The 22,281-nt window shown below is 66.9% G+C and carries 20 protein-coding genes; 10 read left to right on the top strand and 10 right to left on the bottom strand.

Going from position 1 to position 22,281, the window contains the following annotated elements:
* Positions 1-313 precede the first annotated feature (313 nt).
* Entirely contained in the window at positions 314-880 is a 567-nt protein-coding gene (locus ACK8CO_RS00485) for a YcbK family protein (RefSeq protein ID WP_080616316.1), read from the bottom strand.
* Between the two features lie 333 nt (positions 881-1,213).
* Here ACK8CO_RS00485 and ACK8CO_RS00480 point away from each other — a divergent pair, with 333 nt between their 5' ends.
* From ACK8CO_RS00480 to ACK8CO_RS00465, 4 genes are all read left to right on the top strand, one after another.
* A complete protein-coding gene (locus ACK8CO_RS00480) occupies positions 1,214-2,812 on the top strand; it encodes a L,D-transpeptidase family protein (RefSeq protein WP_080616317.1) in 1,599 nt (532 codons plus the stop codon).
* Between the two features lie 63 nt (positions 2,813-2,875).
* Positions 2,876-3,967 carry a UDP-3-O-(3-hydroxymyristoyl)glucosamine N-acyltransferase gene (gene lpxD / locus ACK8CO_RS00475; RefSeq protein ID WP_414897756.1) on the top strand — a complete coding sequence of 364 codons (1,092 nt, stop codon included), beginning with the start codon at positions 2,876-2,878 and terminating at the stop codon, positions 3,965-3,967.
* A gap of 33 nt (positions 3,968-4,000) precedes the next feature.
* A complete protein-coding gene (locus ACK8CO_RS00470) occupies positions 4,001-4,267 on the top strand; it encodes an acyl carrier protein (protein ID WP_080616319.1) in 267 nt (88 codons plus the stop codon).
* A complete protein-coding gene (locus tag ACK8CO_RS00465; protein WP_414897755.1) occupies positions 4,264-5,472 on the top strand; it encodes a beta-ketoacyl-[acyl-carrier-protein] synthase family protein in 1,209 nt (402 codons plus the stop codon). Before ACK8CO_RS00470 ends, ACK8CO_RS00465 begins: the two co-directional genes overlap by 4 nt.
* A 93-nt stretch (positions 5,473-5,565) precedes the next feature.
* Here ACK8CO_RS00465 and ACK8CO_RS00460 read toward each other — a convergent pair whose 3' ends face one another.
* The 5 genes from ACK8CO_RS00460 to ACK8CO_RS00440 form a co-directional block, all read right to left on the bottom strand.
* Entirely contained in the window at positions 5,566-6,153 is a 588-nt protein-coding gene (locus ACK8CO_RS00460; protein ID WP_414897754.1) for an invasion associated locus B family protein, read from the bottom strand.
* 743 nt (positions 6,154-6,896) lie between these two features.
* Positions 6,897-8,204: an HlyC/CorC family transporter gene (locus tag ACK8CO_RS00455; protein ID WP_414897753.1), complete on the bottom strand. Its 1,308-nt coding sequence runs from the start codon at positions 8,202-8,204 to the stop codon at positions 6,897-6,899.
* A 54-nt stretch (positions 8,205-8,258) separates the two neighbouring features.
* A complete protein-coding gene (locus tag ACK8CO_RS00450; RefSeq protein WP_414897752.1) occupies positions 8,259-9,194 on the bottom strand; it encodes a tyrosine recombinase in 936 nt (311 codons plus the stop codon).
* Entirely contained in the window at positions 9,191-10,723 is a 1,533-nt protein-coding gene (locus ACK8CO_RS00445; RefSeq protein ID WP_414897751.1) for a hypothetical protein, read from the bottom strand. The genes ACK8CO_RS00450 and ACK8CO_RS00445 overlap by 4 nt, the downstream gene beginning before the upstream one ends.
* Positions 10,713-10,847, bottom strand: coding sequence for a hypothetical protein (locus ACK8CO_RS00440; RefSeq protein WP_255377914.1), 135 nt, complete (start codon positions 10,845-10,847; stop codon positions 10,713-10,715). Before ACK8CO_RS00440 ends, ACK8CO_RS00445 begins: the two co-directional genes overlap by 11 nt.
* A 60-nt stretch (positions 10,848-10,907) precedes the next feature.
* Between ACK8CO_RS00440 and ACK8CO_RS00435 the strand changes: the two genes are divergently transcribed.
* Both ACK8CO_RS00435 and aroB read left to right on the top strand, forming a co-directional pair.
* Positions 10,908-11,516, top strand: a complete 609-nt coding sequence (locus ACK8CO_RS00435; protein WP_080617998.1) for a shikimate kinase — start codon at positions 10,908-10,910, stop codon at positions 11,514-11,516.
* The gene (gene aroB / locus ACK8CO_RS00430) at positions 11,513-12,640 is read left to right on the top strand and encodes a 3-dehydroquinate synthase (RefSeq protein WP_414897750.1); all 1,128 of its coding nucleotides are present in this window, start codon (positions 11,513-11,515) and stop codon (positions 12,638-12,640) included. Before ACK8CO_RS00435 ends, aroB begins: the two co-directional genes overlap by 4 nt.
* A 42-nt stretch (positions 12,641-12,682) precedes the next feature.
* Here aroB and ACK8CO_RS00425 read toward each other — a convergent pair whose 3' ends face one another.
* Positions 12,683-13,522: an AAA family ATPase gene (locus ACK8CO_RS00425; RefSeq protein ID WP_080617999.1), complete on the bottom strand. Its 840-nt coding sequence runs from the start codon at positions 13,520-13,522 to the stop codon at positions 12,683-12,685.
* Positions 13,523-13,711: 189 nt separating this feature from the next.
* Here ACK8CO_RS00425 and dksA point away from each other — a divergent pair, with 189 nt between their 5' ends.
* Positions 13,712-14,134 (top strand): RNA polymerase-binding protein DksA, encoded by a 423-nt coding sequence (gene dksA, locus ACK8CO_RS00420; protein ID WP_080616326.1) that lies wholly within the window; start codon positions 13,712-13,714, stop codon positions 14,132-14,134.
* A 48-nt stretch (positions 14,135-14,182) separates the two neighbouring features.
* Entirely contained in the window at positions 14,183-15,367 is a 1,185-nt protein-coding gene (locus tag ACK8CO_RS00415; RefSeq protein ID WP_080616327.1) for an FAD-dependent monooxygenase, read from the top strand.
* Between the two features lie 75 nt (positions 15,368-15,442).
* Here ACK8CO_RS00415 and xth read toward each other — a convergent pair whose 3' ends face one another.
* The 3 genes from xth to hemB form a co-directional block, all read right to left on the bottom strand.
* Positions 15,443-16,222 carry an exodeoxyribonuclease III gene (gene xth, locus ACK8CO_RS00410; protein WP_414897749.1) on the bottom strand — a complete coding sequence of 260 codons (780 nt, stop codon included), beginning with the start codon at positions 16,220-16,222 and terminating at the stop codon, positions 15,443-15,445.
* Between the two features lie 125 nt (positions 16,223-16,347).
* Complete coding sequence (locus ACK8CO_RS00405; protein WP_080616329.1) at positions 16,348-16,923, bottom strand: YSC84-related protein; 576 nt, start codon at positions 16,921-16,923, stop codon at positions 16,348-16,350.
* A 173-nt stretch (positions 16,924-17,096) separates the two neighbouring features.
* Positions 17,097-18,098: a porphobilinogen synthase gene (gene hemB, locus ACK8CO_RS00400; RefSeq protein ID WP_080616330.1), complete on the bottom strand. Its 1,002-nt coding sequence runs from the start codon at positions 18,096-18,098 to the stop codon at positions 17,097-17,099.
* Positions 18,099-18,216: 118 nt separating this feature from the next.
* Between hemB and ACK8CO_RS00395 the strand changes: the two genes are divergently transcribed.
* Both ACK8CO_RS00395 and mfd read left to right on the top strand, forming a co-directional pair.
* Positions 18,217-18,738, top strand: a complete 522-nt coding sequence (locus ACK8CO_RS00395) for a component of SufBCD complex (protein WP_414897748.1) — start codon at positions 18,217-18,219, stop codon at positions 18,736-18,738.
* A 70-nt stretch (positions 18,739-18,808) separates the two neighbouring features.
* Positions 18,809-22,273 (top strand): transcription-repair coupling factor, encoded by a 3,465-nt coding sequence (mfd, locus tag ACK8CO_RS00390; protein ID WP_414897747.1) that lies wholly within the window; start codon positions 18,809-18,811, stop codon positions 22,271-22,273.
* Positions 22,274-22,281 lie beyond the last annotated feature (8 nt).

Genomic DNA, 22,281 nt, shown 5'->3' with positions numbered 1-22,281 from the left:
ATGTGGAAATCAATGCGGTTCCGGGATTTTTCCAGCCCGGGGCGGGCCTTCGATCCCCGCGCGCGGCCGCGATCCATGGGGATGCAGGCCCGTCTGCGGACGCGGCCCGAGTCGCGGGACCGCCCCGACATGAGGAACCGAACGCGATGTCCGGCGTTGGGAGGGCATGATGTCGGGGACGCAACACATCCGCGGGATGCGCCGGGACGGGGCAATTCCGGGGCATGAGGCGCAACGACACGACTGTCGGACCGGCTGTCGCAGTCCGGTATCGTGCCGCTTCGCGTCATGGCAAACTGTCGCCGGATCCGCCTCAGCGGCCCCAGCTGCGTACCGGCCCGCAATCCATATGCACGAAGTTGGAGCGGGAATAACGCCCGACACCGCCGGAATGGCAGGCGCCTGCCGCGCGCGCGATCTGATCGACCGACCGGCTCTTGAGCCGGACATCCGCCGCCTGACCCTGCATGTGAAGGGATTTCTTGGCGACACCCGAAGAGTGCGCCCGAAGCATCGCGTTGGTTTGCGCGGTGCGATAGCCCGAAAGCAGCATATAGGGTTCGCGCACATCCATGAGGCCATGCGCGGCCGCCAGGATGTCGAGATTGCGAAGGTCCATCGGGATCACCGAGCCCGAACGCCAGTCGCGCATGAAGTGGTTGATTTCCTTGACTGCCTCGCCGACATACTCGCCGTCGATCCAGTATACAGTGTCGATGCTTTCGCCGGTTCGGCCCGAATACATCCGCAGGCGCCGCACATCGCCGGCCCCGCGCATCAGTCCGAAAGCATTCGAATATGTCGGTGCAGCCACCGCGGCAGTCGCCGCAAAAGCCGCCAACACGCCACGGCGTGTGAAACAGTTTCTGGGTGTCGTCATGTTTGCTCCGCCTGCCCCAATTCGCTCCAATCCCGCGTTTTCGCGGTGTTTTTTATGGTCGGGCCCGTCCCCGGAACCCTGCCACCCTATCTCATAACTCGGCGGCCGGGCCAAGGAAGGAATCGCCGCACCCCTTTCGGGGTGGGTCAAATTGGCAAGATCTTGCTCATTTCGGGGGCGCGCGACGTTTTTTTCACGATGAGGCGGAACGGCCACGGTTAACCCCGCGTTTTGGTTGTGGCGCCTAATCTAAGTGGACAGAACTTCGGAATTGCCCGATTGTGGGTGCCATTCGCGCGACTGGAACTGCCTGACGGGAAAGAATTGATGCCCATGACCTTCCTCCGCGGGGCCGCTTTTGCGGGCCTTGCAGCCGCTTGCCTTGGGGTTGCGGCCCCGGCCCTTGCCGAGACCGAAATGACCGCCTTCAAGCAAGCGGTCGCTGCCGCCGCCGCGCAGGACGATGCGATCTCCGCCTTCTATCGCGACCGCGATTATGCGCCGTTCTGGACCTCGGCCGAGGCCGAGGCGCGTCGCCGCGCGCTGGTGACGGTCCTGCAGGACGCCTCGGCACAGGGGCTTCCGGCCGCCCGCTACGATGTCGAACGCCTGGTCGAGACCTTCCGTGACGCCCGTACCCAGCGCGGCATCGGCCGGGCCGAGGTCGCGGCGATGCGGATGTATCTCGACTATGCGCATGACGCGAGCCGGGGCGTTCTCACCCCGGGGGCGGTGCTGTCCGAGATCAAGCGCAAGCTCGACCGGCCCGCGCCCGCGACGCTGATCGCGAGGCTTGCCGCGGCACCCTCGCCGCTGGCCTATCTGCGCGGCCTCTCGCCGCAAAGCCCCGAATATGCCCGCCTGATGCGCGAGAAGATCCGGCTTGAACGACTGATCGCCGAAGGCGGCTGGGGGCCCGAGATCGGCGCCGTCGGCAAGATCGAGCCCGGCCAGTCCGGCCCGCGCGTCATCGCGCTGAGAAACCGCCTGATCGCGATGGGCTACCTGCCGCGCATCGCGACCCAGACCTATGATGCCACGCTGCAGAAGGCGGTGCAGGCCTTCCAGTTCGACCACGGGCTCAATGCCGATGGCATTGTCGGCCCCAGCACCCTCGAAGAGCTCGACGTCCCGCCCGAACGCCGCCTGCGCTCGGTGCTGGTGGCGATGGAGCGCGAGCGCTGGCTGGGCAATGCGCGCGGGGACCGGCATGTGCTGGTCAACATCGCCGATTTCCATGCCAGTATCGTCGATCACGGCGAGACCGTCTTCGAGACCCGTTCGGTCGTCGGCCGCAATGCGCGCGACTACCGGACGCCGGAATTCTCGGACATGATGAACCACATGGTCGTCAATCCGACCTGGAACGTGCCGCGCTCGATCGCCGTGCGCGAATACCTGCCGCAATTCCAGAACAACCCCAATGCGGCCGGGCATCTGATGCTGGTCGACGGCGCGGGGCGCGTGGTCACCCGTGCCGCGGTCGATTTCAGCAAATATACCGCGTCGAATTTCCCCTTCGACCTCAAGCAGCCGCCGTCGAACGGCAACGCGCTGGGGCGGGTGAAGTTCATGTTCCCCAACCGCTACAACATCTACCTGCACGACACGCCGTCGAAGTCGCTGTTCAATCGCGAGACCCGCGCTTTCAGCCATGGCTGCATCCGGCTCAACGATCCGTTCGACTTTGCCTATGCACTGCTCGCCGGTCAGACCGACGACCCGAAGGGACTGTTCGAGTCCAAGCTGCGCAGCGGTCGCGAGACCCGTGTCAATCTTGACCCGCCGCTGCCGGTGCATCTGATCTATCGCACCGCGATGGGCAATCCCAAGGGGCGGATGCAGTATCGTCGCGATGTCTACGGGCGCGACGGTGCCATTTTCGACGCATTGCAGGCCGCCGGGGTGGCGCTGCCCGAGGTTCAGGGCTAAATCTCCCGCCAGAACCAGCCGGGGCGCCCTGGGGCGTTCCGGATAATCGGGCAGGAGAACGGCATGAGCTTCACGATCCAGGAGATCGCAACCGCCCTCGGCGCGCCCGCCGAGGGCGCTCTCGACTTCAAGGTGACCGGTGCGGCGGAACCGATGGCGGCGCGCGCGGACCAGCTGGCTTTGGCCATGGACCCGAAATATGCCGACGGTCTGACCGAAGGAGCGGCGCAGGCCGCGGTCTTGTGGTCGGGCGCCGACTGGCGGGCGATGGGGCTGAAGGCCGCGATCTTCGCGCCGCGCCCCCGTCTGGCCATGGCCGGGCTGACCCGGATGATGGATCCGGGCCCCGAAATCGGCCCCGGCATCCACCCGACCGCCATCGTCGATCCCTCGGCCATGATCGGGCCGGGGGCTGCCATCGGCCCCTATGCGGTGATCGGAGCGCGGGCCCGGATCGGTGCCAATGCCCGCATCGCCGCCCATGCGGTGGTGGCCGAGGATGTGCGCATCGGCGATGATGTTCTGCTGATGTATGGCGTCCGGATCTGCGCCCGGGTCACGATCGGCGACCGCTTCATCGCCCAGCCGGGCGCGACGGTGGGCGGAGACGGCTTTTCCTTCGTTACCCCCGAGAAATCGGCGGTCGAGGCGGTGCGCGAGACCCTGGGCGACACCGGCAGCGCGCGTCAGCAGCATTACACCCGCATCCATTCGCTGGGCTCTGTCACGATCGGCGACGATGTCGAGCTGGGTGCCAATTCGACCATCGACCGGGGCACGATCCGCGACACGAGCATCGGCTCGGGCACCAAGATCGACAACCTCGTGCAGATCGGCCACAACTGCCAGGTTGGCGAAGACTGCCTGATGTGCGGCCTGGTGGGCGTCGCCGGTTCGGCCCGGATCGGCAACCGTGTGGTGCTGGCCGGGCAGGTCGGGGTCAATGACAACATCTTCGTCGGCGATGACGTGATCGCGGGCGGCGCGACCAAGATCTTTTCCAATGCGCCGGCCGGCCGGGTGCTGCTGGGCTATCCCGCGATGCGGATGGAAACCCATATCGAATCCTACAAGGGCCTGCGCCGCCTGCCGCGGCTGTTCGCTCAGGTGGCCGAGCTGCAAAAAGCGGTTTCAAAGCTGGCCGATAGAGACTAAACCCACGCTGATTCAAGGGCAGAGAGGCTTTTCATGTCTGATAGCGTCAAGGACAAGGTGATCGAGATCATCGCTGAACAGGCGGTGCTGGAGCCCTCGGACGTGAAGATGGACTCGACGCTGGAAGATCTCGGGATCGACAGCCTCGGCCTGGTCGAGTCGATCTTCGCGATCGAAGAGGCCTTCGACATCCAGGTGCCGTTCAACGCCAACGAACCCACCGAAAGCGAATTCGACATCTCCTCGGTCGAGGCCATCGTGAAAGCCGTGGAAGGCCTGGTTGCCGAAAAACAGGCATGAAGCGCGTCGTCATTACCGGCCAGGGCACGATCAACGCGCTTGGCCATTCGGTCGCCGAGACCCTGGCTGCGTTCCGCGAGGGGCGCTGCGGGATCGGCGAGCTTGACCTTCGCGATATCGAGCGGCTGTCGATCCGGATCGGCGGTCAGGTCCGGGGCTATGACCCCGAGGCCCATTTCAACCGCCAACAGATCGCGCTTTACGACCGTTTCACCCAGTTCACGCTGCTGGCGGCCCAACAGGCGGTCGGGCAGTCCGGGCTGACCTTCGACGGCGAGCTGTCTGAAGAGGCAGGCGTGGTGCTCGGGACCTCGGGCGGCGGCATGAACACGCTCGACGAGAATTACCGCTCGGTCTACGAGGAGGGCAAGAACCGCGTTCACCCCTTCGTCGTGCCGAAGCTGATGAACAATGCGGCCGCGAGCCATGTCTCGATGGCCTATAATCTCAAGGGGCCGAGTTTCACCGTGGCGACGGCCTGTGCTTCGTCGAACCACGCGATGGGGCAGGCCTTCCAGATGATCCGTTCGGGGCTGAGCCGGGTGATGGTCACCGGCGGCTCGGAATCGATGCTGTGCTTCGGTGGGATCAAGGCCTGGGAAGGGCTGCGGGTGATGTCGAAGGATGCCTGCCGCCCGTTCAGCGCCAATCGCAACGGCATGGTCCAGGGCGAGGGCGCGGCGGTCTTCGTCTTCGAGGAATACGACCATGCCAAGGCCCGTGGTGCCGAGATACTGGCCGAGGTGATCGGCTTTGCCATGACCTCGGATGCTTCCGACATCGTGATGCCCTCGCGGCAGGGCGCGGCCCGTGCCATCTCTGGGGCACTGCGCGATGCCCGGCTCGCGCCCGGCGATGTCGGCTATATCAATGCCCATGGCACCGGTACTGCGGCCAATGACAAGACCGAATGTGCGGCGGTGGCCGATGTCTTCGGTGCCGATGCCGACCGGCTGATGATGTCCTCGACCAAGTCGATGCATGGCCATCTGATCGGCGGCACCGGCGCGGTCGAGCTTCTGGCCTGCATCATGGCGCTGCGCGAGGGGGTGATCCCGCCGACGGTCAGCTATCAGGAGCCGGACCCGGAATGTGCGCTCGACGTTGTCCCGAATGTGGCGCGCGAGGCGCAGGTCAGCGCTGTGCTGTCGAATGCCTTCGCCTTCGGCGGGCTCAACGCGGTTCTGGCGCTGCGCAAGGCCTGATCCTGTCGCGCCGGTCTTCAGGGTCTCCTGACAAGAAACGCCGCCCCGAGGGGCGGCGTTTTTCTGTCCGGATCACGCGGGAAGATCCGTGTCTCAGTTGCCCGACATCGTCGACAGCGCGTCGTCGAATGCGGCGGTGAAGCCCGAAAGCGACATCTTGATATCGGCTCTCTGGTCCGGAGCGGCCAGCGGAACGATCGAGACGGTGGCTCCCTTGCCGCCCTTGAAGGCCGCGAGATCCTCGGCCGACAGCGCAAAGCGCACCACGCAGGCTTGCGGGGTACAGAAGGAGAAGCGATAGCGCTTCGCCTGAGCGGAATCGATCTGGATCCGCAGATCCTCCGACAGCAGCGTCTCAAGCGGGGTCGCGATCTCGACGGCTGCGACGCGCGGCGCTGCGGCCGGCGGCATCGGCGCGACCGAAATCTGCGCCACGGCATTGTCGTCACTGTCGCGCATCAGTTGCTGCATGTTGCAGGATTCGCGCTCTTCGATCTCGACGCAGATCACGCGCCAGTCCTTGAAGGTGTCCTTCACGAAGGCCTTCGGCGCCTGTGGCGCCTCTTCCTGGCCCATCTGCAGATCTCCGGCCGGAGTGCTTTCGACCTGGGCCGGAGCCGCGTTGCCCTCGGGCTGGGCCGGGGCAACCTGGGCCAGAGCCGGCGCCGCGATCGCGGTCATGAGGGCCAGTCCAAGGGGTCCGATAAACTCTCGCATCGTCATGCCTGCCTTTCTTGGATGCTCGTCGCTGCCGGTCTACACCAGCTGCGACCTGCTGTCAGTGGGCAATTGCAGGGCAGGCAAGGCTTTTCCGGACGTGAAAAAAGGGCCGCGCCGCGACCCTTTTCCCTTAGTGCTTGCTCCCTGTCGGACGGGCCGACCTTTTTTGATGAAGGACAGGCTACGAAGTTTGCCAGGGAGCGTCAACATACAAAGATTATTGCGCCCGCAACCTGGGGGCGACAAAAAAGGCCGCATCGCGGAGATGCGGCCAGTCCATCAGGGAGGAAGACCCGCCCGAACCGAAGGCCCGGAAAGCGGGATAGGAAGAAGATTGGCAGCGAAAAGTTAAATAAGTATTGTCAAATCCGCCTAAAGTTTTCGAAGAAACAAAGTCGGCGGGGCAGGAGGCCGGTTTTCTGCGACGATGAGGCGCAGATTGCAGTCGCCCTGCCGCTGTCCGAAATCCCCGGGCGTTTATTCGCTTCATCAACCGTCTGTTCAGGACGGAGCCTCGCGGTCGCGGCCCCGCCCGGCGAGACCCGCGCGTCCCGAAGAATGCCCGCGCGGACAGCCCTCTCTTCTTCCTGGCGGAAATACCCCGCGCCGCAGGCGCCGCGCCCGGAACGGGCGCGGCCGGGCCCAAGCCCGGACAAGGGGCGCCGGAGGCGCGCTGCCGGCCGGGGGCGGGAGCGCCCCGGTTCTCAGAGCGGACGGATTTTCAGCCGGGTGATCCGGTTCGCCTGTCGCTGCAGAACCTCGAAGCGAAAGCCGTGGAACGAGAACACCTGGCCCGGGGTCGGGATCGACTGGGCTTCGTGAATCACCAGCCCCGCAATGGTATTGGCCTCGTCGTCGGGCAGGTTCCAGTCCATCGCCCGGTTCAGATCGCGGATCGTCATCGCGCCATCGACCAGCACCGACCCGTCCTCGCTGCGGCGCAGCGGGCGCTCGCTGTCGACATCGAACTCGTCGGTGATCTCGCCGACGATCTCTTCCAGGATGTCCTCCAGCGTGATCAGCCCCCGCAGCGAGCCGTATTCGTCGACCACCAGCGCGAAATGGGTGTGGCGACGCAGGAACTCGCGCATCTGGTCGTCAAGCGTGGTGGTGTCGGGCACGAAATAGGGTTTGCGTGCCAGTTCGAGCACGCGCATCTCCGACAGCTTCTCGGGCGAGCCGTCGGGGCCGCGCATCAGCCGCTCGACCGCGCGCAGAAGATCCTTGGCATGGATCACACCGATGATGTTCTCGGGGTCGCCCTTGTAGATCGGCAGCCGCGTATGCGAGCTTTCAAGGCATTGCGACAGGATCGCCTCGGGTGGCAGGTCGGCATCGACCACCTCGATCTGCGAGCGGTGCAGCATGATCTCCTCGACGGTCCGGTCGCCGAGATCGAGCGCGCCGAGAATGCGGTCGCGGTCTTCCTTTTCAACCACGCCTTCGGAATGCCCGAGCTGCAGCGCTCCGGCGATCTCGTCGCGCACCGCCATGATCTGGCTGTCGGGATCGGCCCGGACGCCGAACAGGGCCAGGATCTGCCGCACCAGAACGCGCACCGCGCTGACGATCGGCGACAGGATCAGGATGATCAGCCGGATCAGGGGCGAGACCCGCGAGGCGGCGAGCTCGGGATTGGTGATGGCATAGGTCTTGGGCAGCACCTCGGCGAAGACCAGCACCACGAGCGTCATCACCAGCGTCGCCAGCGCCACGCCCGAATCGCCGAAGATCCTGGTGAAAAGCGAGGTCGCGAGCGAGGTCGCGAGGATGTTGACGAAGTTGTTTCCCAGCAGAACCGAGCCGATCAGGCGCTCGTTGTCCTCGGTAATGTCGAGCGCGGTCTGGGCACCGTTCTCGCCCTTGTCGGCCCGGGCCCGGAGCTTGCCGCGCGAGGCGGCCGTCAGCGCGGTTTCCGACCCCGAGAAAAAGGCCGACATCAGCAGCAGGGCAATGATGGCGCTGGCTGAAATGAATAAGGCCGCATCTGCGACCGCGGTGGGGGTGTCCATGGATCTCTCTGTTCGGGATCGTCCCTCTGGTTATGGGGGCAGGGGGGCGCCCGTTCAAGACGGATCGGCGTCGCGGGCCAGAGGATGATGCGTCAGAACCAGCTCGCGCAGCCGCTCGTCCAGCACATGGGTGTAGATTTCGGTGGTGGCGATATCGGCATGGCCCAGAAGGGTCTGGATCGCGCGCAGGTCGGCGCCCCCGGCCAGAAGATGGGTGGCGAAGGCATGACGCAGCGTATGCGGCGTGACCCGGGCCGGATCGACCGCGCCCGCCAGCGCGAATTCCTTGATCAGCACATAGAACCGGTGCCGGGTCAGATGCCCGTCCCGGCCGCGGCCCGGAAAGAGATAGCGGCTGGCGGGCTGCCCCCTGGCCTGGGCGGCCTCCTCGGCCGCGTCGCGCTCGGCAAGCCAGGCGGTCAGCGCGTCGCGCGCGTCCCGGGTCAGCGGCACCATCCGCTCCTTGCCGCCCTTGCCCCGGACCAGCAGCATGCGCGGGTCGCCCCGCGCCGCGGCCACCGGCAGCGTGACCAGCTCGCTCACGCGCATGCCCGTCGCATAGAGCACCTGCATCAGGCATGTATTGCGGATCGCGTCGCGGGGGCTCTGGCCCGCGGCCGCGATCAGGCGCTCGACCTCGTCATGGCTCAGCGTCATCGGCAGGCTTCGCGCCCGGCCGGGGCCGCGGATCTGCAGCGCCGGATTGTCCGGCCGCCAGCCCTCCTCATAGGCGAAGCGGTAGAGCTGCTTGATCGCCGACAGCCGCCGCGCGCGTGTCGTCCTGGCCAGCCCCTCGGCCTCGCAGGCGACGAGATAGGCGGTGATGAGGGGTTCGTCGGCAGTTTCGAAGCACCGCTTCCGGCGCTCGAGAAAACCCGCGAAATCCTTCAGATCGCGGCCATAGGCAAGCTGGGTATTGGCGGTCGCGTCCTGTTCGGCGGCCTTGGCCTCGAGAAAGGCCGAGATCCAGCGCGCGGCATCCGGTGTCATCCCCGCCGCTCCAGCAGCATCAGTTGCAGCGCCGATTTGCGGGCCGCGTCCTCGAGCCCGAGCTGGCGCAACAGCCCCAGCCCGCGGGTCACGTCGAGAATGTCGCCCTGCGCGCCGTCGGTCAGCAGATCGATGGCGGCAAGGACGGCCTCGCCAAGCCGGCCCTCCTCGATCAGCCGCGACGGGCCTGACCCGAGCCCGGGCCGGTCGAAGCCGTCCCGCAGCGCGGCGGCCAGCGAACCCAGCGGCGGCACCCCCTGCAATTCGCCGCCCCGGGCGATGCCGACCAGAAACGCCTCTTCGTTGGTCTGCGGCTCGCGGCCCTGGGCGATGGCTTCATATTCGTCGCTGAGCAGACCGATCCGGAACGCCAGCGCCCCGGTCGCGCCGGGCAGGGTCAGCCGCGCCAGCCGCGGTCCGTAAAGCTGGGCGAAGGGCACTTCGAGCTCGGCCGAGGCCATGGCCTTCCAGGCCGGGGCAAGGGTTTCGGTCACTGCCTCGGGATCGCCCGACAGAATCGCCAGATCGAAGGCCTGCAAGGCCGCGACCCGGTCCCAGAGCCCGCCCGAGGCGGCGGGTTTGCGTTCGGTCCAGACCCCGAGCAGCTCGTTCGGCGTCAGCGCCCCGGTCCGGGCCAGCCGCTCGGCGGCCTCTATCCGCGGCTTCCAGCCGGCGGAGCTACGCATGTCGGCGCGGGCGAAGGCGACGGGCAGGGTGGTGGTCGAGAGCGGCTCGCCGATCGCCTCGCGCATCCGGAAGATCAGCGGCGAGGGCCGGGTCGGCAGCGGCAGCGCGTCGCTCTCTTCGGCCAGAGCCGGGTCGAGGAAGCGGGCCAGAAGCACGTCTTCCTCGGGCTTGACGAAGCCGAGCGCGAGGCCGGTTTCCAGTGTCAGGGCGGCCGCGTTCCAGTCGCCGCCGCGCGCCAGACAGAAGATCCGGGCCGGGAAGGTCGGGGCGATGCCGGGATTGGCCCGCATCGCCGAACAGGCGCGGTCCTCCTGTCCGGTCAGCAGCGAGATATCGAACCAGCGCCGGAACAGCGAGGGCGCCGTCGGGCCTGCGCGTTCGACCAGCGCCTGCGCCTGATCGAGCGCGCCCAGATCGAGCAGCTTGTCGAGCCGCGCCAGCAGAAGCTGCCCGTCGGGGCCGCCGCCGGTCGGCGGGTCCAGCTCGGCCAGCAGCAGCGTGACCAGAAGCGCCTGCACCGCGGGCAGGGTATCGACCCGCTCGGCCCGCACCGCGCGGGCGATGGCCTGGGTCTCGCCCGGCCCCCAGAAGCTGCGCGGCAGGCCGCTGACCTGCGGCGGCAGCAATCCGACCGCATCGAGCAGCGTCGTGCCCAGCGGAACCACCGTTATCGGCTCGGCGCCGGGCACCGGGGTGATGACGGGCGGGGGCTTGCGCGGGCCTGCGGCCGCGACCGAATCCGACAGCCAGTCGATCGCCGAGAGCGGCCGCTCGGCCAGCGCGGGCGCGGCCCATGTCAGGGCGCCCGCGACGAGCGCCGCGATGCGCGCCTCAGTCGACATCGAGGGTGAGGCTTTCGGTCACCGTCTGCTGCGCCGGATCCAGATCGCCCAGATAGGCAAAGCCCACCAGCCCGAGGAACAATAGAATAATGATGATAAACAGTGCCTTGATCAGTCGCACCATGCTGCTCTGCCTCTTTCGGTCTGCTCGCGCGTTTCCCGCTTGGACCCGATTATAACTGGCATTTCTCCGGAGTTCACGCCATTCAGGGACAGAAATCGACAGCAGTGGCGGGAGGTTGCCCAGGTGGGCACAAAGCTGAAGAAGACAGTGGTTCTGGTCGGGCTGATGGGAGCAGGAAAGACGGCGGTCGGCAGTGCCCTGGCGCGCCGGCTCGACGTGCCTTTTCTCGATTCCGACGCCGAGATCGTGAAAGCCGCCAACATGACGATTCCCGAGATCTTCGCCCGCGATGGCGAGGCCTTCTTCCGGGCCCGCGAGGCCGAGGTGATCACGCGGCTTCTGCGCGCCGCACCGGGGGTGTTGTCGACCGGCGGCGGCGCCTTCATGGGGGCTGCGAACCGCGCGGCCATTTCCGATCTGGGGGTCTCGGTCTGGCTCGATGCAGGCCTCGATCTGCTGTGGCAGCGGGTGCGGCACAAGGACACCCGGCCGCTTTTGCGCACCCCGGACCCCTACGGCACGCTGGCGGAGTTTTACCATGAACGCCGCCCCGTCTATGCGCAGGCCGATCTGGCCGTCCGCGCCGATCCGGGCTATTCGGTCGAGGACATGGCCGGGCGCGTGATCGAGGCGCTGAAGACCCGGCCCGATGTGTTGGAGGCGGCGTGAGCGAGACGATCGAAACGGTGCATGTGGCCCTGCCGGGGCGCGAGTATGACATCCGCATCGGCGAGGGGCTTCTGGCCCGGGCCGGGGCCGAGATCGGGCCCTTGCTGCGGCGCCCGCGCGTGGCGATCCTGACCGACGAGACCGTGGCGGGGCTTCATCTCGAGGCGTTCCGCGCCGGGCTCGGGCCCATCGAGGCGCCGGCGCTGGCGCTGCCCGCGGGCGAGGCGACGAAATGCTGGGCCCAGTTCGGTCGCGCCGTCGAATGGCTGATCGAAGAGAAGGTCGAGCGGAGCGATATCGTCGTTGCGCTTGGCGGCGGGGTGATCGGCGATCTGGCGGGCTTTGCCGCCGCCGTGCTGCGCCGGGGCGTGCGTTTCGTGCAGGTGCCGACGACGCTTCTGGCCCAGGTCGACAGCTCGGTCGGGGGCAAGACCGGCATCAACTCGGCCCGGGGCAAGAACCTGATCGGCGCCTTTCACCAGCCCTCGCTGGTCCTGGCCGATACCGGCGTTCTGGGAACGCTGGCGCCGCGCGATTTCCTCGCTGGCTATGGCGAGGTGGTGAAATACGGGCTTCTGGGCGATGCGGAATTCTTCGACTGGCTCGAGGCCCAGGGCCCGGCGCTGGCGGCGGGCGATGTCGCGGCCCGGATCGCGGCGGTGAAACGCTCCTGCGAGGCGAAGGCACGGATCGTCGAACGCGACGAGACCGAGCAGGGCGACCGCGCGCTGCTGAATCTCGGCCACACCTTCGGCCATGCGCTGGAGGCCGCGACCGGCTATTCCGACCGGCTTCTGCATGGCGAGGGCGTCGCCATCGGCTGTGCGCTGGCCTTCGAGCTGTCGGCCCGGATGGGGCTTTGTTCGCAGGAGGATCCGAGCCGGGTGCGTGCCCATCTCGACGCGATGGGGATGAAGAAGGATCTGGCCGACATTCCGGGCGATCTGCCCGATGCGGACGGGCTGATCGCGCTGATGGCGCAGGACAAGAAGGTGCTGGACGGAAAGCTGCGCTTCGTCCTGGCCCGCGGGATCGGCGCGGCCTTCGTCGCGACCGAGGTCGATGCAGGAGAGCTTCGCGGCCTTCTAGACGACGCGCTGGCCGGTCTCGGGGGCGGGCGCTGAGGCCCTTCGCCGACGTCTGAGAACCGGGGCGCGCGCGGGCGTTCAGCCCCCGCGCCGCGCCATGAAGGCGAGCCGTTCGAACAGCTGCACATCCTGCTCGTTCTTCAGCAGCGCGCCATGCAGCTTCGGCAGCGCCGAGCGGCCGTCCTTGCGCAGATCCTCGGGCCTCATGTCCTCGGCCAGCAAGAGCTTGAGCCAGTCGAGCACCTCAGAGGTCGAGGGCCGTTTCTTCAGCCCGTCGGTCTCGCGGATCTCGTAGAAGCGGGTCAGGGCGACATGCAGGAGCTCCTGCTTTATCCCCGGGTGATGGACCTCGACGATCTTCTTCATCGTGTCGAGATCGGGGAAACGAATATAGTGGAAGAAACAGCGGCGCAGGAATGCGTCGGGCAATTCCTTTTCGTTATTCGACGTAATTATGACAACCGGACGTTCCAGCGCTTTCACGGTTTCGCCTGTCTCGTAGACATGAAACTCCATCCGGTCGAGTTCCTGCAAAAGATCGTTCGGAAATTCTATGTCCGCCTTGTCGATTTCGTCGATCAGCAGCACGACACGACCGGAGGCTGCAAAGGCCTGCCAGAGCTTGCCGCGGCGGATGTAGTTGCCGACGTCATGCACGCGTTCGTCGCCAAGCTGGCTGTCGCGCAGCCGACTCACCGCATCGTATTCGTACAGGCCCTGCTGGGCGCGGGTCGTGGACTTGATGTGCCATTCGATCAGCGGCATGCTCAGGGATTGTGCAACCTGCCTTGCCAGCTCGGTCTTGCCGGTGCCCGGCTCTCCTTTCACCAGCAGCGGGCGTTCGAGCGTGACTGCGGCATTCACGGCGACAGAGAGGTCGTCTGCGGCGACATAGGCGTCGGTAGAGCCGAATTTCATCGCAATTCCGCCTTTCAATACATTGAAATCGGGGGCGACCATAGCGCCCCTTCACAAAGCTTCAAGCGGCATGTAAGGGACCACAAACCTCGTGACACGATACGGCGATTGGTCTAAACGCGAGCCCAGATGCGCCGGGGGAGAATGATGATGAAACAGGTTTCGCCCGGCCCGGTAGAAGGAGCAGGGATGAAAGCCGAAGTTTTCTTGCCCGACGATTACCGTCCCGCAGAGGACGAGCCGTTCATGAACGAGCGTCAGCTCGAATATTTCCGCCGCAAACTCATTGCCTGGAAGAATGATCTTCTGAACGAAAGCCGGGAGACGCTCGAAGGTCTTCAGGATTCGAGCCGGAACATTCCCGACATCGCCGACCGTGCCAGCGAAGAGACCGACCGCTCGCTGGAATTGCGGACCCGGGACCGGCAGCGCAAGCTGGTGGCAAAGATCGACGCGGCGCTCAGGCGGATCGAAGAGGGCGAATACGGCTATTGCGAGGAGACCGGCGAGCCGATCTCTCTCAAGCGGCTCGACGCCCGTCCGATCGCGACGCTCAGCCTCGAGGCGCAGGAGCGGCACGAGCGGCGTGAAAAGGTTCATCGCGACGACTGACGACGGCGCGTGTGCGGGCCGGATGGCCCTGGGGTAAGAGGTGCCGGAATGTCTCTGGGCAATCGGAAGGTGACGGTTCTCGGGGCTGGCATCGCAGGGCTGGCGGTGGCGACGGCCCTGGCGCGTCAGGGTGCGGATGTGGTGGTGCTGGAACGCGCCGATGCGATCCGCGAAGTCGGCGCCGGGCTTCAGATCAGCCCCAACGGAGTGGCGGTGCTGCGCGCGCTCGGACTGGCCGAGGCGCTGGCCGAGCGCTCCGGGCGGGCCCGGGCGGTGGTGCTGCGCGACTTCCGCAACGGCGCGCCGGTTCTGAAGCTCGACCTCGAGCGGCAGGCGAAGGATTACTTCTTCGTGCATCGTGCCGATCTGGTCGACCTGCTTGCCGGGGCAGCCCGGGCGGCGGGGGTTCAGATCCGGCTGTTGCACGAGGTCACGACGCTCGATTTCGACGGCGCGCGGGCCGCCCTGATCACGGCCCAGGGGGCGCGGGCCAGCAGCGACATCGTGATCGGTGCCGATGGCCTGCATTCGGTGGTGCGGGCGGCCCTGAACGGGACCGCCGCGCCGCGTTTCACCGGGCAGGTGGCCTGGCGCGCGCTGGTTCCGGCGCGGGGCCATGTGCCGGCCGAGGCTCATATCCACATGGGTCCACGGCGGCATCTCGTGCATTACCCGCTGCGCGGCGGCGATCTGATCAACATCGTCGCCGTGGAAGAGCGCGAGGCCTGGGTCGAGGAAGGCTGGAACCTTCCCGGAGATCCCGACAGGATGCGCGCGATCTTTGCCGATTTCGGCGGCGAGGTGCCGTATCTGCTGGAGCAGGTACAAAGCGTCAATCTCTGGGGGCTGTTCCGGCATCCGGTGGCCGAGCACTGGTATCGCGGCTCGGCGGTGATCCTGGGGGATGCCGCGCATCCGACGCTGCCCTTCATGGCGCAGGGCGCGAACATGGCGCTGGAGGATGCCTGGGTTCTGGCGGCGGCCCTGTCGCGGCATGCCGAGCCCGAAGCGGCCTTTGCCTCCTATCAGGCCGAACGGCGCCCGCGCGCGCAGCGGATCGTCGAGATGGCGTCGCGCAATGCCCGGAACTACCATCTGAGCTTTCCGCCGCTCCGGCTCGCGGCCCAGACCGCGCTGCGGATCGGCGGGCTCATGGCGCCGGGGGTCGCGCTGCGTCGCTTCGACTGGCTTTACGGTTACGACGCCACGCTGAGCTATCCCGCGGCAAGCTGAGCATCGGCGGGACCCGTCCGCCGTCGGCCCGACCGCGCGGGCGCGCGGGCGCGGCGACAGGATGACGGGCCGGGCTCAGGCGTCGAGGCTCAGCCAGACCGGCACGTGATCGGAGGGCTTCTCGCCCGCCCGAAGCTCGGACTCGATCCGGCAGTCTGTCATGAGATCGGCCGCCTGCGGGCTGAGCAGCATGTGGTCGATGCGAATCCCGTTATTCCGGTTCCAGGCGCCGGCGTGGTAATCCCAGAACGAGTAATGCCCCGGGCCCGCGACCCGGGCGCGGAAGGCTTCGGTGAAGCCGAGGTTCAGCAGCCTTCGAAACGCCGCGCGGGTCTCGGGCAAAGCCAGCGCGTCCTTCGCCCAGGCCTCGGGCCGGGCGGCATCCTCGTCTTGCGGGATGACGTTGTAATCGCCCGCCATCACGATCGCTTCCTCAGAGGCCAGAAGGTCCCGCGCGCGGGCCTCGAGCCGCGCCATCCAGGCCAGCTTGTAGTCGTATTTCGGTCCCGGCGCCGGGTTGCCGTTCGGCAGGTAGAGCCCGCAGAGCCGGACCGCGCGGCGGTCGACCACGGTGGCCTCGATCCAGCGCGCCTGGCTGTCCCCGTCATCGCCGGGCAGCCCGCGCCGGACATCCTCGAGCGGGTATTTCGACAGGATCGCGACCCCGTTGAAACCCTTCTGGCCATGGGTTTCGAGATTGTAGCCACGCTCCTCGAAGGGCGCGCGGGGAAAGGCCTCGTCGACCGACTTGATCTCCTGCAGAAGCGCGACGTCGGGCGCGGCCGCGTCGAGCCAGTCGAGCACCGTCTGCAGGCGCGCCTTGACGCCGTTGATGTTGAATGTCGCGATCTGCATGGGGCCTCCGCTTCGGCTCTCGGGTTCGGCTGTCCCGCGCGACTATCCCTGCCGCTCCCGCGAATGTCCACGCGGAAACGGCCCGCCGGAGCGGGCCGCGCGGGACTTCGGCGCGCGGGCCTCGCTCAGGGGATGATACGGGTGTATTTGGTGCCTTCGAGCGTCGCGCCGAAGATCAGTCCGGCCTGACCGAAGACCACGGCGATCACCGGGTCGAGCGCGGTGATGGTATCGGCCGAGACCATGCCTCCATCATTGGTGACCGCATATTCCAGATCGGCCCCCGCGGACCAGCCCATGCCCGAGCGGAACTGGCGGAGCGCCTCGGGGGTCATGAAGAACAGGGCATGGGCATATTGCTGGGCGCCGATCTGCAGCCCGAAACTGGCCTGGGTCGCCGAATAGTAGTCGACCGAGATGTCGTCGATCCGGAGCGCGCCGCGCCCGTAGGCCCCGCCGAACCAGAATCCGGCCTTTGTCATCAGCGGTATCCAGAGGATGCCCTGCGCCTTCTGCGCCAGATCGCGCGTGGCCGGATAGCGCTTGAACAGGTAGTCGCGGGTCTTGTCGACGCGGGCATCAAGATCGCGCGCGCCATTGCTGCCCACGCCGTTGCCGCAGGCGGCCAGCGTCGTCGCGGCTCCGGCCGCCACGACAAAGCCGCGACGGGAAATCAGGTGGGAGGTCTTGTCGTTGAACATTGCTCTCGTGCCCCATGCTGTTGTGGCCTTGGTGGCCTTTTGCGCAAACTATAGAGAGCAGCCGGGCAGCTGTCACCACGCGAGACGCCGCGACCGCGGTCCTAGCGGTCATATCGGCGCCGACCGGCCGACCCCCGGACCGAGGTGGGGCCGGACGGCGCCTGCGCGCAGCTTCAGCGCGCGTTCAGGATCTTCGCCGCGGCGGGGGCGAAATAGGTCAGGATGCCGTCGCAGCCCGCGCGCTTGAAGGCCATCAGGCTTTCCATCATCACCTTGTCATGATCGAGCCAGCCGTTCTGGATCGCGGCCATCAGCATCGCGTATTCGCCCGAGACCTGATAGGCATAGGTCGGCACGCCGAATTCGGTCTTCACCCGGCGGCAGATGTCGAGATAGGGCATGCCGGGCTTCACCATCACCATGTCGGCGCCTTCCATCAGGTCGCGCTCGATCAGCCGCATCGCCTCGTCGGAATTGGCCGGATCCATCTGATAGGTCTTCTTGTCGCCCGTCAGCGCGCCCGAGGCGCCGACCGCGTCGCGGAACGGGCCGTAGAAGGCCGAGGCGTATTTCGCCGAATAGGACATGATGGTCACGCCCTGATGGCCGTTTTCCTCCAGAGCGGTGCGGATCGCGCCGATCCGGCCGTCCATCATGTCGGAGGGCCCGAGGATGTCGGCCCCCGCATCGGCCTGGGCCAGGGCCATCTTTACCAGCGCCTCGACGGTCTCGTCATTGACGATCTCGCCGTCCCGCACGATGCCGTCATGACCGTTGGCATTGTAGGGGTCGAGCGCGATATCGGTCATCACCGCGATCTCGGGGACCTCGGCCTTGATCGCGCGGATCAGCCGGTTCGAGAGGTTGTCGGGGTTCCAGGCTTCCTCGCAGAGCTCGGTCTTCAGCGAGACGTCGGTATAGGGGAAGATACAGACCGCCGGGATGCCCAGCGCGGCCGCTTCCTTCACCGCCTCGACCGACAGATCGACCGAACGGCGCATCACGCCCGGCATCGAAGGCACGGGTTCCTCGATATTCTCGCCCGCGCGCACGAAGATCGGCCAGATCAGGTCGCCCACCGACAGCGTGGTCTCGCTGGTCAGCGCGCGCAGCGCGGCGCTGCGGCGGGTGCGGCGCAGCCGCGTGGCAGGGAAGGGGGCGACGGTCGGGCGCATGGCAAGGGCTCCTTCAACAATTGCTGCGACTGCGTTACACCCAACCGGGTTCGGCCGAAAGGGCGGGAATCGTCCCAGGTGCGGGCCGGGCCGGAGGCGAGGCAGGAAAGGCGGGCGGGTGGATCTTTACGTCAAACTCTTCGACCTGATCGACATGCGATCCTTTTCGAATCTGTGGTACTGGATCGCGCTGGCCGTGCTGTGGTCGGGCGCAAGCCACTGGGTGCTGGGCGTGCCCTTCGGTCTGATCCAGCGCGCAGGGCGTCAGGACGGGCAGGCGGCCGAGGATGTGGCGACGCTGGCCGGTATCACCGCGCGGCGTTATCTCTCTCTCGTCGCTGCGGGCGGGCTCTGGATCGCGGGCTTCACCGGCTTTGCGCTGACCATGCTGGCGGTCCTTGGCTTCGGCTATCGGGTCGAATTCTGCCAGGCCGTGTTCCTGCTTGTCGCGCCGATGACCCTGGTCGGGCTCTGGTCGGTCAGGACAGCGCGGCTTTATGCAGCGCGCGGCCCCGAGGGCGAGGCGCTTTACCGGATGCTGCGCTGGCACCGGCTGGGGGTGCAGGCGATTGGCATCGTATCGGTCTTCGTCACCGTGACATGGGGCATGTGGATCAACATGCTTGTGACCGGACTGTAGTAGGCCGGGATCGCAGGCCCGTGCGGGTTGCGGTTGACACCGGCCCCCGCGCCCGTATCTGAACCCCCTCATGGAAGAGCAGCGTCATATCACCGCCGGCGGCGCCCCCGAAGGGTACGATGCCCGGCTTCTGGCCCGCGAGCTGACCCGGAGCGGCCGGCCCATCCTTCATGTCGCCCGCGACGACAAGCGGCTGGCGGCGATGCGCGCGGCGCTGGCCTTCTTCGCGCCCGAGGCGGTCGTGCTCGACTTTCCGGCCTGGGACTGCCTGCCCTATGACCGGGTCTCGCCCAATGCCGATGTCGAGGCGGCGCGGATGGCAACGCTGGCGGGGCTGGCCGCGGGGCTCTCCGGTCCCTTCATCCTGCTGACCACGCTGAATGCCACGACCCAGAGGGTGCCCGCACGCGCGCTGTTGCAGGGGGCCTCCTTCACCGCGCGGGTCGGCATGCAGATCGACGAGGCGGCGCTGAGGGCCTTTCTCGTCCGGATGGGGTTCACCCAGGCGCCGACGGTGATGGAGCCCGGCGATTACGCGATCCGGGGCGGCATCGTCGATATCTATCCGCCGGGCGAGGCCGGGCCGGTGCGGCTCGATCTCTTCGGCGATGTGCTCGACGGCGCGCGCCGCTTCGATCCGGCGACCCAGCGCACCACCGAGAAACTGAAATCGGTCGAGCTGGCGCCGGTCTCGGAGGTCATTCTGGACGAGGCCGCGATCACCCGCTTCCGGCAGAATTACCGGATCGAATTCGGCGCGGCGGGCACCGATGACCCGCTTTACGAGGCGGTGAGCGCGGGGCGCAAGCATGCGGGCGTCGAGCACTGGCTGCCCTTCTTCCATGACCGGCTCGAGACGCTTTTCGACTATCTGCCGGAGGCTGCGGTCTATCTCGACGATCAGGTGACGCCTGCGCGGCTGGCGCGCTGGGAGACCATCGAGGACCAGTACCAGAACCGGCGCGAGGCGATGGCGCAGAAGGGCCGGATCGACACGGTCTACAAGCCCTGTCCGCCGGGCCTGATGTATCTTGACGACGCCGCCTGGGAGGCTGCCCTGGCCGATCACCGGCTGGTGCAGCTGGCCCCGCTGCCGCAGGGTCTGGGCCCGGGCGTGATCGATGCAGGCGGCCGTATCGGGCGCAATTTCGCGCCCGAGCGCAAGCTGGAACAAGTCAGTCTTTTCAGCGCCTTGAAGGATCATATCCAGGCGCGGCGCGAAGAGGGCGCGGTCGTGGTCGCCTCCTATTCAGAGGGCGCGCGCGAGCGGCTGAAGGGCTTGCTCGAAGACGAGGAGCTGACCGACGCGACGCTGGTCTCGGATATTCGCGAGGTGACCGGGGCACGCGGGCTGCATCTGGCGGTCTGGGCGCTCGAACATGGTTTCGAGGGGCCGGGGCTGACCGTCATCTCGGAACAGGACGTGCTGGGCGAGCGGCTGATCCGCGGCCCGAAAAAGCGCCGTCGGGCCGAGAATTTCCTGACCGAGACGCAGTCGCTCTCGCCCGGCGATCTGGTCGTGCATGTCGAGCACGGGGTCGGCCGCTACATGGGGCTCGAGACCGTGGCGGTGCCCGACCCGGCCACCGGCAAGCCCGGCGCGCCGCATGAATTCCTGCTTCTGGTCTATGCCGAGGATGGCAAGCTTTACGTCCCGGTCGAGAATATCGAGCTGCTCAGCCGCTATGGCCATGACGAGGGGCTGCTCGACCGGCTGGGCGGCGGCGCCTGGCAGGCGCGCAAGGCCAGGCTCAAGGAACGCATCCGCGAGATGGCCGACAAGCTGATCCGGGTCGCGGCCGAGCGTGTGCTGCGCCATGCCCCGATCCTGGAGCCCGGTCATCACATGTGGGAGGCGTTCTCTGCGCGCTTCCCCTATCAGGAGACCGACGACCAGCTGGCCGCGATCGAGGACGTACTGACCGACATGGCCTCGGGCACGCCGATGGACCGGCTGATCTGCGGCGATGTGGGCTTCGGCAAGACCGAGGTCGCGATGCGCGCAGCCTTCGTCGCGGCGATGTCGGGCGTGCAGGTCGCGGTGGTGGCGCCGACGACGCTGCTGGCGCGCCAGCATGCCAAGGGCTTTGCCGAGCGGTTCCGGGGCTTCCCGGTCGAGGTCCGGCAGCTCTCGCGCTTCGTGCCCGCCAGGGAGGCCGCCGCGACACGCGCGGGGCTGGCCGAGGGCACGGTCGATATCTGCATCGGCACCCATGCGCTTCTGGCCAAGAGCGTGAAGTTCCGCAATCTGGGCCTGCTGATCATCGACGAGGAACAGCATTTCGGCGTCGCCCACAAGGAGAGGCTGAAGCAGATGCGCTCGGATGTGCATGTGCTGACCCTGACCGCGACCCCGATCCCGCGCACCCTGCAGATGAGCCTGACCGGCGTGCGCGATCTGTCGATCATCGGCACGCCGCCCGTCGACCGGCTGTCGATCCGGACCTATGTCAGCGAATTCGATACCGTCACCATCCGCGAGGCGCTGTTGCGCGAACATTATCGCGGCGGTCAGAGCTTCTTCGTGGTGCCCCGCGTCAGGGACCTGCCCGACATGGAGCATTTCCTGCGCGAGCAGGTTCCAGAGGTCAGCTTCATCACCGCCCATGGCCAGTTGGCGGCGGGCGATCTCGACGAGCGGATGAATGCCTTTTACGACGGCAAATATGACGTGCTGCTGGCCACGACCATCGTGGAATCCGGGCTCGACATCCCGACCGCGAACACGATGATCGTGCACCGCGCCGACATGTTCGGGCTGGCCCAGCTGTACCAGATCCGGGGCCGGGTCGGGCGCTCGAAGGCGCGCGCCTATGCCTATCTCACGACGAAGCCCCGCGCGCCCCTGACGGCGCAGGCGCAGAAACGGCTGCGCGTGCTGGGCTCGCTCGACACGCTGGGGGCGGGCTTCACGCTGGCCTCACAGGATCTCGACATCCGCGGCGCCGGCAACTTGATCGGCGAGGAACAGTCGGGCCATGTCCGCGAGGTCGGCTTCGAGCTTTACCAGTCGATGCTGGAAGAGGCGATCGCCAAGATCAGGTCGGGCGAGCTGGAGGGCATGACGGATACCGACAGCGACTGGTCGCCCCAGATCAATCTGGGCGTGCCGGTGCTGATCCCCGACGATTACGTCCCCGATCTCGACGTGCGGCTGGGGCTGTACCGGCGGCTCTCGACGCTCTCGACCAAGGTCGAGCTGGAAGGTTTCGCGGCCGAGCTGATCGACCGCTTCGGCAAGCTGCCGAAAGAGGTCAACACGCTTCTGCTGGTCGTGCGCATCAAGGCGATGTGCAAGCGTGCGGGCATCGCCCGGCTCGATGGCGGGCCCAAGGGCGCCACGGTGCAGTTTCACAATGACAAATTCGCCAATCCGGCAGGGCTTGTGGCCTTCATCCAGGACCAGCAGGGGCTGGCCAGGGTCAAGGACAACAAGATCATCCTGCGCCGCGACTGGAAGAAGGACAGCGACAAGATCAAGGGTGCCTTCGCCATCGCCCGCGACCTGGCGGACAAGCTGCGCGAAACCGCCTGACCGGCGCG

Source organism: Rhodovulum sp. HP10 (genome assembly GCF_047553435.1).
In the GTDB taxonomy this organism is placed as follows: Bacteria; Pseudomonadota; Alphaproteobacteria; order Rhodobacterales; family Rhodobacteraceae; genus Rhodovulum.
The sequence above is the reverse complement of the archived record's forward strand: the minus strand, read 5'-3'. Positions and strand labels throughout refer to the sequence as shown.

Coding starts and splice junctions, on each gene's coding strand:
- ACK8CO_RS00485 (WP_080616316.1), bottom strand. CDS start 880: ATGACGACACCCAGAAACTGTTTCACACGCCGTGGCGTGTTGGCGGCT.
- ACK8CO_RS00480 (WP_080616317.1), top strand. CDS start 1,214: ATGACCTTCCTCCGCGGGGCCGCTTTTGCGGGCCTTGCAGCCGCTTGC.
- lpxD (WP_414897756.1), top strand. CDS start 2,876: ATGAGCTTCACGATCCAGGAGATCGCAACCGCCCTCGGCGCGCCCGCC.
- ACK8CO_RS00470 (WP_080616319.1), top strand. CDS start 4,001: ATGTCTGATAGCGTCAAGGACAAGGTGATCGAGATCATCGCTGAACAG.
- ACK8CO_RS00465 (WP_414897755.1), top strand. CDS start 4,264: ATGAAGCGCGTCGTCATTACCGGCCAGGGCACGATCAACGCGCTTGGC.
- ACK8CO_RS00460 (WP_414897754.1), bottom strand. CDS start 6,153: ATGACCGCGATCGCGGCGCCGGCTCTGGCCCAGGTTGCCCCGGCCCAG.
- ACK8CO_RS00455 (WP_414897753.1), bottom strand. CDS start 8,204: ATGGACACCCCCACCGCGGTCGCAGATGCGGCCTTATTCATTTCAGCC.
- ACK8CO_RS00450 (WP_414897752.1), bottom strand. CDS start 9,194: ATGACACCGGATGCCGCGCGCTGGATCTCGGCCTTTCTCGAGGCCAAG.
- ACK8CO_RS00445 (WP_414897751.1), bottom strand. CDS start 10,723: ATGTCGACTGAGGCGCGCATCGCGGCGCTCGTCGCGGGCGCCCTGACA.
- ACK8CO_RS00440 (WP_255377914.1), bottom strand. CDS start 10,847: ATGGTGCGACTGATCAAGGCACTGTTTATCATCATTATTCTATTGTTC.
- ACK8CO_RS00425 (WP_080617999.1), bottom strand. CDS start 13,522: ATGAAATTCGGCTCTACCGACGCCTATGTCGCCGCAGACGACCTCTCT.
- dksA (WP_080616326.1), top strand. CDS start 13,712: ATGAAAGCCGAAGTTTTCTTGCCCGACGATTACCGTCCCGCAGAGGAC.
- ACK8CO_RS00415 (WP_080616327.1), top strand. CDS start 14,183: ATGTCTCTGGGCAATCGGAAGGTGACGGTTCTCGGGGCTGGCATCGCA.
- xth (WP_414897749.1), bottom strand. CDS start 16,222: ATGCAGATCGCGACATTCAACATCAACGGCGTCAAGGCGCGCCTGCAG.
- ACK8CO_RS00405 (WP_080616329.1), bottom strand. CDS start 16,923: ATGTTCAACGACAAGACCTCCCACCTGATTTCCCGTCGCGGCTTTGTC.
- hemB (WP_080616330.1), bottom strand. CDS start 18,098: ATGCGCCCGACCGTCGCCCCCTTCCCTGCCACGCGGCTGCGCCGCACC.
- mfd (WP_414897747.1), top strand. CDS start 18,809: ATGGAAGAGCAGCGTCATATCACCGCCGGCGGCGCCCCCGAAGGGTAC.